Genomic DNA, 12,386 nt, shown 5'->3' on the forward strand with positions numbered 1-12,386 from the left:
ATTCTCATGAGTATGTTGGAGCATGAATTCCGTGAACGGCATGTCCCAGGTCAGAAGACAGGCCCTGCGCGGCAAGGTAATTGATATAAAAAGAACCGGAGAAGTGCTTAGTACACATCCCCGGTCAAAAAAGTCAGATGACCCGCCAGCACCGACAGCTCGGCGGGTGTCTTCATGTACAATTCGCCATCCGTATCAACGGGCATGGGAGCATCCGTCTCCAGCAGCAGGGTTGACGCCTTGAAGTAACTGATACTTTCATTCTGTGGCTGCCACTCTCCCTCCGGTTTGTGCGACAGGATCTCTCGCAGCAGCGGAATGCCCGTCTCATGAATAATGAGGATATCCAGTTCACCATCCTGCAGCGCATCTGGAGCAAATGGAAGTGAATTCGTTCCAAGAAACCGTCCGTTCGCCGCGTAGATCATGACGGCTTCCCCTTCCATCGTTTTGCCGTCCGCCTCCATCCGGTAATGAAAAGGCTCGGTGTTACTAATGGTCTGCAGTGTGCTGATGAAGTAGCTCAGCTTACCCAGCGCACCCTTCAGGTTGGAGTTAATATTCTGCGATGTATCACTGATTAATCCAATGCCAAAAAAGTTCGTAAACACCCGATCATTGGCCTGCCCAATATCAATCGAAACTGCATGACCCTCAAGCAGCTGACGTGCCGCGACCTCCACATCCGGTGACAATCCGAGAGAACGTGCAAAATCATTACAGGTCCCTCCAGGCAAAATCCCAATCAGCGGCGGTTTCTGCAGACGGGCCAGTCCATTCACGCATTCATGCACCGTACCGTCCCCACCCAAAATAAAAACGACATCGAACTCTTGCCCGCGATCCCGGCACAAGGCTTCCCCCTCTCCAGGTTCGTCGGTGCGTACAACAACAAGCTCACGAACAGCAGGCGCAAGTACTCCGGCTGCAGTACCTACTGCATCCGCACGATTCGCTTTTCCGGCATGATTGTGATGAATTAACAGTGCTTTGTTAAATGCCATCGCTCTCTTCCTCCATTCTAATGCTTGTTTACCCTTTAGCTGTCAAGGTTGAAGCAGTAGCGAAAGAGCCTATACTTTTACTGTTAGCTCAGACGTCAGTGGGAAACGACCTGTTCAGGCCGCTGGATGGCTCCAGCGAAAACCCATGCTCCAGTTGAATCATCCACCACAGCAACCATAAATGGACGATTAACCTCCATCTGGACACGATCCGTAGGTGGGGCACTCCCTGCTCTCATATCCAAGAGTGTAGAAGCGGCCGCTACGGTTCCTTGCTCACTCACTTCCATCACAGCTCGGTGGATGATTTGGCCAATATAGGCCTGCCAGTCCGGTCCACGCAGGATTATGTTTGTAAAATCAGCTGTATACGGATCAAAAACCTTCTCTATACCAAGCTGCTGCATGGCTTCTTTTAAATGAACGCCATACTCGGCTCGAAAGCGGGGCAACGACAAGTCTACCAACCTGAAGTCAGATGGTTCATTCAGCTTTTGGGGATGATCCTCCACCTGCAGCTGGATTTCTTCCAACGTATGACCCTCCCGGGGCAATACAACCAGCATATACATTTGTTCATCCCCATAGGGAAGCCGAATAGCCTGCCAATCCTCATTCTCCGTGTAATGAAACTGCTTCGATTGATACATCATCGGCACAGACATCGTGCTTCCATTTGCGAGCCGGAAATCGCCATCTTTTGTATACTCAGGTTGAAATTCATTCGTCCAGTTGCCGTCAAATGCTATGGCATTCACCAAAATCATGAGCGTTTCCGCTGCAGGTGATTCCTGCATCAATTGTTGGATCCTGCTACGAGTATGCTCTTCCACCCAACGATTAATTTCATCTTTGGCTTGTTCGGGTTGTACATGCAATGGCCTGATTTCGGCTTCAAATGTTTGCTGTAATTTAGCCTTATACTCATCTTCTACTGTGACTCCGTTCTTAATCCACACTGCATTGGCAATTTCAATCTCTATTTCAGAGCCAGGATGCGTTAGTAATTGATACAATGCTGCTTGCGTAGTGTTTAATTGCCCATCATCCCGTCCTGACCAACCCATCGCTTCTGCCATTTCCCGCCTTGTTTCTCCCTCACTGCCAAGGTATGCCATGCCCATCCCCACTGAGATACTATATGGAGAGATCAGCAGATTCTTCCCGCTCGATGCCTCCTGTGCTCCAAGCTCTCTGATCAGCTGCAGCCCCAATCGGTTCATCGCCTCAATCTGTTTCGGCTCGATTTTCTTCAGAAGTGCATTCCGTTCATCAGCGGATAATACCTGATTCGAACTGGGTTCCATCTGGTTCTTCCCCTCCTGTTCTGAACAGCTTGTAATGAACAGCCAACATACACAACATAATAACAGGTGTACAGATAACCGTGTATGCATCGTCATCCCCTCACATCCGTAATAAATAGAAATCGTACATGGCTAATGAGTGTTTTCCTTTTTTTACTAAACGCATGGTAGAGGGAAAAGGTTACTTCACACTCCATAATCACCCCCACGGGGGAAACGCCATTCAAAAGGAGCTAAATCGGTTATATCTATACCATATACGAATGGAGGGATTTCCTATGATTCCGGCAACGTTGGAACAATTGGAGCAAGTCCGCAAGGAATGCCGCACGATGGTCCGCAAGAGAGCAACCGCTTCTGCTGGTACTACACTCGTCCCTTTACCCGGTACAGACGTGCTGGCTGATGTGGGGATGCTTATGCAGCTATTGCCTGCCATTAACAATAAATTCGGACTGTCGCAAAAACAGCTCGACGGCATGGACCCCGAGACCAAATCCATGATTTACGGATTCGTCATGTCTATCGGAAGCAAAGTCATCGGACGCATGGTAACGAAGGAACTTGTCGTTCAGGTACTGAAGCGGGTCGGCGTACGCGTAGCCACCAAATCCGTAGCCAAGTTCGTTCCACTTGCAGGCCAAGGTCTAGCCGCAGCTCTCAGCTTCACAGCCATGCGTTATGTGGGTAACAAACATGTCGATGACTGTTATGAGGTCGTGAAACGTATGCTTGAACAGCGTGAGCAAATTCCGGGCGAACCCGCCCCGTCAGCTCTTCAAGAAGCGAGCACGGATGCAAAGTCTGAAGAGAAGGCAGATACCCATGATGAAGCAGATCGTACAGCTGTGGTGGAATCCAAAGACAAGTAGTAATTCATTTTCAACCAGGCGGCAAAAGGTTACGACACAGCAAATAAGCCGGGCTCCCAACAGGGAGTCCGGCTTATTTCTATAACATTGTATGCATCGTTAAATTAGATCGCCTGCGGCTGCTGTTCTGCAAACTGGCTGTTGTACAGATCCGCATAGAATCCTTGCTGTGCCATCAATTCATCATGGTTGCCCTGTTCAATCACATTGCCGTGATCCATGACAAGGATGAGATCCGCCCCGCGAATGGTAGACAAGCGGTGAGCAATGACAAAGCTCGTGCGATCCTTCATCAGATCATTCATTGCTTTCTGAATAAATACCTCAGTCCGGGTATCCACGCTGCTCGTTGCTTCATCCAGAATAAGAATGGATGGATTCGCCAAGATGGCTCTTGCAATCGTCAGCAGCTGTTTCTGTCCCTGAGAGATATTGGATGCTTCTTCGTTCAGCACGGTATCATAGCCCTCCGGCAGCGTACGAATAAAGTGATCGGCATGGGCTGCATCTGCCGCCTTAACCACTTCTGCTTCGGTTGCACCCTCACGACCATACGCGATGTTGTCCCGAATGGTTCCGTTAAACAGCCATGTATCCTGAAGCACCATTCCGAACAGACTGCGCAGCTTGCCGCGTTCCATGTCCCGGATATCGACACCGTCGATCGTGATTTTTCCATCCTGAATTTCGTAGAAACGCATCAACAGGTTGATCAGTGTTGTCTTACCCGCGCCGGTTGGTCCTACAATGGCCACGGTCTGACCCGGCTTAACATCGATGTTCATATTTTTGATAAGCAGTTCATCCGGTTTATATCCAAAATTAACGCCTTGGAACGCAACCGCTCCTTGAGGCTGCTGTAATTGTACTGGCTTGCTTGACTCTGGTACCTCTTCCTCTTCATCCAGCAGCTCGAACACCCGCTCTGCCGAAGCGATCGTGGACTGAATGATATTGGAGATGTTGGCAATCTGGTTAATCGGTTGTGTGAATTGACGAGAGTACTGCGTGAACGCCAGAATATCCCCGATTGAGATGGCGCCGCGTGTAACAAAGATCCCGCCGACCACACAGATCAGAACATAACCCAGGTTACCGACAAAACTCATAAGCGGCATGATGATCCCTGAGATAAATTGAGCCTTCCAGCCCGATTCATACAGCTCTTCATTGACCTTCTCGAATTGCTGTACCGATTGTTCTTCGCGTCCAAATGCTTTTACGACCTTGTGTCCAGTGTACATTTCCTCGACATGCCCGTTCAGCTCACCCAGTGATTTCTGCTGTCCCGCAAAATGTTTTTGTGAACGGGATGCCACCAGCATCACAACGATTACACTGAGTGGCAGCGTCAAAATGGTGATCAGTGTCATCCATGGACTAATCGTCAGCATCATGATAATTACGCCGACAATGGTTACGACAGAAGTAATAAACTGGGCCAAACTCTGCTGAAGCGTATTACTGATGTTGTCCACATCATTGGTCGCCCGGCTGAGCGTCTCCCCGTGGGTACGGGAGTCAAAGTATTTCAGTGGCAGCCGGCCCACTTTGGCGCTGATCTGCTCACGCATGTCATAGACCACTCGCTGAGCAACCCCAGCCATCAGGTATTGTTGAATATACATAAATGCTGCACTGAACAGGTACAATCCCAAGAGCAGGTACAACACTTTCATTAATGCAGGAAAATCAATACCTGCGCCCTGTATGCCCTGCAGAATGGCAATGGCGCCCTGGCTCAGTATATCGGTTCCTTCAGCCATAACCTTCGGACTGATAATGCTGAACACGGTACTGAGGATTGCAGCTACCAATACACCGAGCAGACGATAACGGTGTGGCTGGAGATACTTGATCAGCCGCCGCAGGGTACCTTTGAAGTCCTTCGGCTTTTCACCCGGAGGACGCATGCCCATACCGCCACCAGGGTGACCTGGTCCGCCAGAGGGGCGAGGTGCTCTGCTTTTATGTTCGGTACGTTCACTCATGCGATCTCCTCCTCTGTCAGCTGAGATGATACAATCTCGCGGTACACTTCATTGTTCGCAAGCAGTTCCTTATGGGTACCGGAACCAACAATGCGTCCTTCATCCATAACCAGGATGCGATCTGCATCCATAACTGTACTTACTCGCTGTGCAACAATCAGCACCGCCGCTTCGGTCGTTTCGGATTTCAGCGCAGCACGAAGTTTGGCATCGGTTTTGAAATCCAAAGCGGAGAAGCTGTCGTCGAAAATATACACTTCCGGGCGACGAACAAGTGCGCGTGCAATGGACAAACGCTGTTTCTGTCCACCAGAAACGTTATTACCACCTTGAGCAATAAGGCTGTCATACCCGTCCTTCATCTCGGAGATGAAGTTCTCTGCCTGAGCAGTACGGGCTGCATGAACGATTTCCTCCATGGTGGCATCTTCTTTCCCGTGGCGGATATTCTCCGCAATCGTTCCCGTGAAGAGGACGGCCTTTTGTGGCACAAAGCCAATTTTCGCGCGTAAATCTTCCTGACTGATTTCACGTACATCCGTACCGTTCACCCGCACACTGCCTTCTGTTACATCATAGAAACGGGGAATAAGGCTGAGCAGCGTGGATTTCCCCGATCCTGTACCACCAATAATGGCTGTGGTCTCTCCCGGACGGGCCGTAAACGAAATACCCGACAATGCCGCATTCTCTGCTCCCGGATAACGGAAGGTCACATTGTCGAATTCAATGGTGCCCTGCAGGGATTTCATGCCACGAGGCTGCTCTGGATCACTAAGGTCAGGCTGCATATCCAGCACTTCGTTGATCCGTTCTGCGGATGCAGAAGCTCTTGGAATCATGACAAAAATAATGGAAACCATAATCAGTGAGAACATGATCTGCATCGCGTACTGGATAAACGCAATCAGGGAACCAATGTCCATGTTTCCACTGTCTATGCGCTGTCCTCCGAAGTATAGAATGGCGATCATGGAGAAGTTCATGACAAGCATCATAACAGGCATCAATGTCGCCATCAGAACGTTAACTTTAATCGAAGCATCTCTCAGATCCGTATTCGCTCCGTTAAAACGAACGTGTTCATGTTCTCCGCGGTTGAAGGAACGAACGACACGAATACCTGTTAATTGCTCACGCAGAACCAAATTCAGCCGGTCCAGCTTTTTTTGGATTTGTTTAAATAGCGGCAGACCCTTGGCCCCAATCAGTGCAATGGCACCCGCCAGTACAGGCAGCACGACCAGGAAGATCGTGGACAATTTTGCGTCCTGGGATACCGCCATGAAGATACCACCGATACACATCATCGGAGCCATAATCATCATGCGCAGCATCATCGTTAATACGTTCTGAACCTGCGTAATGTCATTCGTCGTACGGGTGATCAGTGATGCGGTGCCTAGTTTATCAAATTCCTGCAGCGAGAAATTCTCCACGTGGCGGAAAACCCGGCTGCGCAGCTGCTTGGCAAACCCTCCTGCTGTACGGGAAGACAGGTAACTGGCCAATACGGAACAGGCCGTACCCCCAATCGCAATGACCAGCATCCAGCCGCCGATTTGCCAGATGTACGGAACATCCCCTTTGACGATACCATCATTAACGATATCGGCCATCAAGGTTGGCAGGTACAGCTCGGCGAGTGATTGCAGCAGTACCAGACCCAAAATGAAGATAATGGGGATTTGATAAGGCTTAAGCATGCGAAACAGTTTCATCATGGCGTATCATCTCCTTCGGTTGAATGCTCCTTTTGTTGGGAAGCGAGCGAGTCAAAAAAGCTATATACTTTCGTCAGCAGCTCGGCTAACTGGGTACTGTCTTCCTCTCCCAGATGCTCAACCAATCTGTTGAATATCTGCATGCGCTCTTCATGAACAGCCCGAATAATATCACGGCCTGCTTCTGTAATCGTAATACGCACGGCACGGCGATCATCCGGGTCCATGGTTCGCTTGACCAGTCCCTCGTCCTCAAGACCACGAATGACTGGAGTAATCGTCGGTGATTTTACTCGCAGCAGCGCACTGATCTCCGATACTTTCAATCCTGGATGATCTTCATTCAATTCGCTGTTGAAATCGGGGGGATTATCTCTCCAATCCAGACGCTCTCCCGGATGTGAACCGTGGAGCAAACAGGCCAATACCATAATTTCATTATGGTTACGCCCGTGGGGCTTATGCTGTCTCCATTTGCCTTTGTTAAACTGCATGATGGAATACAGCAGCTTCTGGGCCACTGGATCCAGACCTGTCATATGGCGTTCCTCCTTTTTACATTCTCAATGAATTCTCAATTAACATAGGATCACTATTAAATAGTATATCAATTAATTAGGTATACTAATTATATTTTCACCAGCGGCGGAAGTCAAACAGGTAAATGACACCACAAAAAAACCGCGGCAGATCGCCACGGTTTCGAAAAGTTCAATGTCAATCAGGACTGCGAAGCAGATACGGTTTTGAGGGAAGCCGAGAATGGGAAGTACGCCTTGGCATTGTTGTAGGCAATGCCTTGAACCATCTGTCCGAGCAATTCCATATCATGCGGTGCCTCTCCTTGCTCCACCCATTCCCCGATCAGGTTGCAGACCAGACGGCGGAAGTATTCGTGTCTTGTATAGGAAAGGAAGCTGCGTGAGTCCGTGAGCATCCCCACAAAACGGCTCAGCAAACCAACGTTGGCCAGTGCTCTCATCTGAGCGAGCATGCCATCCTTGGTATCGTTGAACCACCATGCTGCGCCAAGCTGAATTTTGCCTGGTATACCGCCGCCCTGGAAGCTGCCGACAATGGCAGCCAGCACTTCATTATCCCGTGGATTCAAGGAATATAGAATGGTTTTGGGCAGTGCCTTCTCCTGCTCCAATGCGTCCAGCAGACCGATCATCGCAGAAGAGAGCGGCGTATCATTCACCGCATCATATCCGGTATCCGGTCCAAGCTGAGCGAACATCCGGCTGTTATTATTACGGGCTGCATTTATATGGAACTGCATCACCCAGCCCCGCTCCGCATATAGCTTGCCCAGGAAGGTCAGTGTAACGGTCTTGTACTTGTCCTCTTCCTCACGGCTTACTTGATGACCTGCGAGTGCTTTGGCAAAAATGGCAGCTGCTTCTTCCCGTGTTGCCTTGCCATATGGCACATAGTCCAGTGCATGGTCGGAAACTCGGCCACCTACGGAATGGAAAAACTCCACCCGGGATTCCAGCGCAGAGAGGAATGAATCATAATCAGAGATTGCTGTACCCGAAGCCTGAGACAGCTTGCTCACCCATTCGATGAAGGTATCCCGGTTCAGTTCAAGCCCCTTATCCGGACGGAAAGAAGGCAGCACAGCTGTATCAAAGCCTTCGATTTCCTGAATCTTCAGATGGTATTCCAGAGAATCACAAGGATCATCGGTTGTGCACACAACCGTGACATTGGATTTCGTGATCAGGTCACGTGCACCAAATCCTTCACTGTTCAGCTTGGCATTTACTTTTTCCCAGATTCCTGGAGCACTGCTCTCATTCAATACTTCATATACCCCGAAGTACCGCTGCAATTCCAGGTGGGACCAGGCATATAACGGGTTGCCGATCATCATGGGTACCGTTTTGGCATAAGCCAGGAAACGATCGTAATCGGTCACGCCCTCACCACCAGTGATGTACTGCTCTTCGATACCGTTTGCCCGCATTAACCGCCACTTGTAGTGATCCCCGTACAACCAGGCTTCCGTAATATTGCCAAAGGTCTTGTTCTCGTAGATCTCCTGTGGACTAAGATGGCAGTGGTAGTCAATAATCGGCATGTCCTTGGCGTAATCCTCATATAACTTGACGGCTGTCTCATTGTGCAGCAAAAATTGTTCATCCAAAAAAGACTTCATTCGCTTCGCACGCTCCCTTTGGGTGAGTTTACGTTCATATGGGTACACTTCCCATCTTTACGCTACACTGTTTCCTATCAAAGTTCAATAAAAAATGATAGCGTATTCAAAAAAGGTTAGTTTGGGCATATGCCCCCGAACAAGATATACTGGTTTTAATGAACGATATGCTGATCTGAAGATCATACAAGGAGATGAAATTGTTGAAAATTACATTTCTGGGCACAGGGGACATGTTCAGCGTAGAGCAGCATCACAACAGCATGCTCGCCGAATTTGGAGGCACGCACCTGGTCATTGATTTTCCGGAATCGAATGCCAAAGCGCTCAAAGAGATTGGGTTCCCCATGACTGATATCCATAATGTATTTATCACACATTTGCATGAAGACCACATTAACGGTGTACAGATGCTCGGATACTATTCGCAAATTGTGGGTGACCGCAAACCACGCCTGTTTATCCACGAACAGCTGGTCGAGCCGCTATGGAGCATCTTATCTCCAGGCATGCGCTACACCACTGATGGCGAGCGTACAATGAGCGATTATTATGATATCGTTCCACTGCCGGATGGAGGCTCATTCGAGCTGGGCGGCGTGACGTTTGAGACATTCCGTACACAGCACGTTCCAGGCATGGTCAGCAATGGGATTGCTGCGAAGCCCTACTTCTACTACAGTGCAGATAGCACGCTGGATCAGGAACGGGTAGAACAGGCTGCCGCAGATGTGCAGCTGATTTTCCATGAATGCCATATGCATGATCTAGTGATCAAATCCCATACCTCGCTGAAGGACCTGGAACAACTGCCTGCGGAAGTAAGGCAAAAGACCGTCTTAATGCATTATCATGACGAATATGCAGATGCGAGTACCCGGGAACGGTTTAACCGCGAGCATGACCTGCGCATGGTCGGCACACTGGAATCATTTGAGCTGGATGAGAAATAAGATATGTATGGGATGCTCCGAGTAGCTTCGGAAGCTGAAGCATCGTTTACTAGAAGATGAGGTGGCCTTCGTTCACGCTCCCAAATGGAGCCGGATAAAGGCTGCCTTTCTACTTATTTATCCTCACTCCACGCTTTCATGTATTCGATAACTTCGGAAGAGGGTTTGGCTTTTAGATTAAAGTAATCTTCTGTTCGATCCTCATTCGGTCCATAGGAGATTTTAATGTACATATCCTCGTAGGCATGAATGATAGTGCTGTCGATCTCCGTTTCTGACTTCAACGTATATCCCCTGCTCAAGCTTAATCCTAAAGGTTCTTTGTCCGGACCGAGAGTCGTTTCGTGTGTATTGTGCACGTTAGAGTTAAGAAGCTCGGAGGCATTGATATGATTTAACATGGATGAATTTAGTGTAAAAGACTGAATTACATTATCCATTGGCACCCGAACCTCGCTTACCAAGATTTCATTAAAGTCAGCCCCGTTTTCATGACTTACGTTTACACTTGCGGTTAATGTATAGTCATTGGGGGGATTTTCCCTGAAGGAGCCTGGGTTCTTCAAAATGTGTTGATTAAGGTCTCGTCGCTCGGAATTAAGCGTGTAGTCATCTGTTCGTCTGGGTTCACCGTTCGGCCCCTTGTTTGGAAATATGCTGCAGGCCACCAAACACACCATCAATAGTAAAAATGCCCCCGTATATATAATTCTCCTCAATCCATCCACCCCCTAGAGTCTACATAAAAAGTATTTCAATGATCAACGCACATGTATTTGGTTTATTATTCCATTATAGGATAGCACAATCATAAAAGCTGGACCCAGCAAAAAAAACCACCTGCAGGCATTCCATCGCCATTTCAGGTGGTTTCGTTGTCTATATTTATCCTCAAGCTTACGCAGTTGTACTCTCTTCATCAGGCAAAGCCCATACGGATAAACCTCCGCCACACACATGGAACGTAGCCCAACCGTCCTTCTCAATGGTGATGCTATCCTCGCAGCTGTGCGTCAGATCGATCCATACTTCACCGGCACGATGTTCGCCGACAAACATTCGTTTCTCGCCATCATCCCCGTTGGAGACCACCACCGCGCAACCGGAGCCCTCGATTTCTTCCACGCCGCGGCGTACCCATCCAATGGTATTGGGATGATCGAAATAATCCTCCTGCTCGCCATAAGCTTTGTTATAACGGGCAGACAGCAGGATATCCAGAATCTCCTTTTTGCCCTCCACCGGCTCAGGACCGCCAATACCGTAATAATCGCCGTAAAAGACAACCGGATACCCATCACGACGCAGCAGGGTCAATGCATAAGCGCTGGGTTTAAACCAGTCGCCAATCCACGATTCCAGTGCTTCATGCGGCTGGGAATCATGATTATCGACAAACGTTACGGCATGCGTTGGGTGTGTCTGAACGAGCGTATCATCAAAAATTTTGGACAGGTCGAAATCTCTGCCTGCCAGGGATGCCTCATGCAGCTTGTAGTGAAGGGACACATCGAACAGGTCGATCTGATAATCCACCGTATCCAGGAATTGACGGCAGGCATCCAAATTGGAATTCCAGAACTCCCCTACGATGTAGAAGTCCTGACCCCGCTTGCGAATCATCTCTGCTGCAAATTCCTTGATGAATTCATGGTTAATATGCTTGATCGCATCCAGACGAAAACCACTGCATTGCAGCGTGTCGATCAACCATTTTCCCCATTGGAGCATCTCCTTGCGGACCTCCGGGTGATTGTAGTCAATATTGGCGAACATCAGATAATCATAGTTGCCGAACTCGTCATCGACATTTTCACTCCAGTTCTTGTTCTCTCCTGCGATGCGGAATATGCCGCTGCGCTCTGTCTTGGCATCAAAGTCCGTACCGTTAAAGTGCTCGGATGTCCACTTGAAGGAGGAGTACTGGTCGCCACGACCCGGAAACGTAAATTTGGTCCAGCCTTCGATCTCGAACGGTTTGGATATTTCCTTCGTCCGGTCGTTAGGGTCCACTTCAATAACTTTAAAAAATTCCTTCTCGTCGGCACCAGCCTTATGGTTCATCACCAGGTCAACATAGACGGCAACACCGTTTTTCTGACACTCGGCAATGGCATCCACCAATTCCTGCTTGGTACCGTACTTCGTCCGCACACTGCCCTTCTGGTCGAACTCCCCAAGATCATACAGATCATAGACGCCATATCCGGTATCCTCCGGGGTAATGGCTTTGGTCACAGGGGGCACCCATACCGAATCAATGCCTTTGGCTTTCAGCTCCGGAGCCATTTGGGCCAGTCGTTTCCAATGCTTACCGTCTGCAGCCAAATGCCATTCAAAAAACTGCATCATCGTATGATTTCTTTTCATC

Annotated in this window: 10 protein-coding genes; 2 read left to right on the plus strand and 8 right to left on the minus strand. The window is 49.0% G+C overall.

Translation table 11 applies throughout. From position 1 onward, the window contains the following. Positions 1-107: 107 nt before the first annotated feature. Positions 108-1,004 carry a diacylglycerol/lipid kinase family protein gene (locus tag F4V51_RS27195; protein ID WP_153980288.1) on the minus strand — a complete coding sequence of 299 codons (897 nt, stop codon included), beginning with the start codon at positions 1,002-1,004 and terminating at the stop codon, positions 108-110. Between the two features lie 95 nt (positions 1,005-1,099). Next, on the minus strand, positions 1,100-2,311 hold the full coding sequence (locus F4V51_RS27200; RefSeq protein WP_162010002.1) for a serpin family protein: 1,212 nt from the start codon (positions 2,309-2,311) through the stop codon (positions 1,100-1,102). A 278-nt stretch (positions 2,312-2,589) separates the two neighbouring features. Between F4V51_RS27200 and F4V51_RS27205 the strand changes: the two genes are divergently transcribed. After that, complete coding sequence (locus F4V51_RS27205) at positions 2,590-3,183, plus strand: hypothetical protein (protein ID WP_153980290.1); 594 nt, start codon at positions 2,590-2,592, stop codon at positions 3,181-3,183. A gap of 104 nt (positions 3,184-3,287) precedes the next feature. Here F4V51_RS27205 and F4V51_RS27210 read toward each other — a convergent pair whose 3' ends face one another. The 4 genes from F4V51_RS27210 to uxaC form a co-directional block, all read right to left on the minus strand. After that, the gene (locus F4V51_RS27210) at positions 3,288-5,174 is read right to left on the minus strand and encodes an ABC transporter ATP-binding protein (protein ID WP_153980291.1); all 1,887 of its coding nucleotides are present in this window, start codon (positions 5,172-5,174) and stop codon (positions 3,288-3,290) included. Next, entirely contained in the window at positions 5,171-6,898 is a 1,728-nt protein-coding gene (locus tag F4V51_RS27215) for an ABC transporter ATP-binding protein (protein ID WP_153980292.1), read from the minus strand. The genes F4V51_RS27210 and F4V51_RS27215 overlap by 4 nt, the downstream gene beginning before the upstream one ends. Beyond that, on the minus strand, positions 6,895-7,437 hold the full coding sequence (locus tag F4V51_RS27220) for a MarR family winged helix-turn-helix transcriptional regulator (protein WP_153980293.1): 543 nt from the start codon (positions 7,435-7,437) through the stop codon (positions 6,895-6,897). The genes F4V51_RS27215 and F4V51_RS27220 overlap by 4 nt, the downstream gene beginning before the upstream one ends. 182 nt (positions 7,438-7,619) lie before the next feature. Then, the gene (uxaC, locus tag F4V51_RS27225; RefSeq protein WP_153980294.1) at positions 7,620-9,062 is read right to left on the minus strand and encodes a glucuronate isomerase; all 1,443 of its coding nucleotides are present in this window, start codon (positions 9,060-9,062) and stop codon (positions 7,620-7,622) included. Positions 9,063-9,265: 203 nt separating this feature from the next. Here uxaC and F4V51_RS27230 point away from each other — a divergent pair, with 203 nt between their 5' ends. Next, on the plus strand, positions 9,266-10,015 hold the full coding sequence (locus F4V51_RS27230; RefSeq protein WP_162010003.1) for an MBL fold metallo-hydrolase: 750 nt from the start codon (positions 9,266-9,268) through the stop codon (positions 10,013-10,015). A gap of 113 nt (positions 10,016-10,128) precedes the next feature. On the opposite strand, the gene F4V51_RS27235 is transcribed toward F4V51_RS27230, so the two are convergent. Then, positions 10,129-10,299, minus strand: a complete 171-nt coding sequence (locus F4V51_RS27235; RefSeq protein ID WP_153980296.1) for a hypothetical protein — start codon at positions 10,297-10,299, stop codon at positions 10,129-10,131. Positions 10,300-10,912: 613 nt separating this feature from the next. Continuing rightward, on the minus strand, positions 10,913-12,385 hold the full coding sequence (locus F4V51_RS27240; protein ID WP_153980297.1) for an alpha-amylase: 1,473 nt from the start codon (positions 12,383-12,385) through the stop codon (positions 10,913-10,915). Position 12,386 lies beyond the last annotated feature (1 nt).

Origin of the sequence: Paenibacillus xylanilyticus (assembly GCF_009664365.1) — a bacterium.
Classification (GTDB): domain Bacteria; phylum Bacillota; class Bacilli; order Paenibacillales; family Paenibacillaceae; genus Paenibacillus; species Paenibacillus xylanilyticus_A.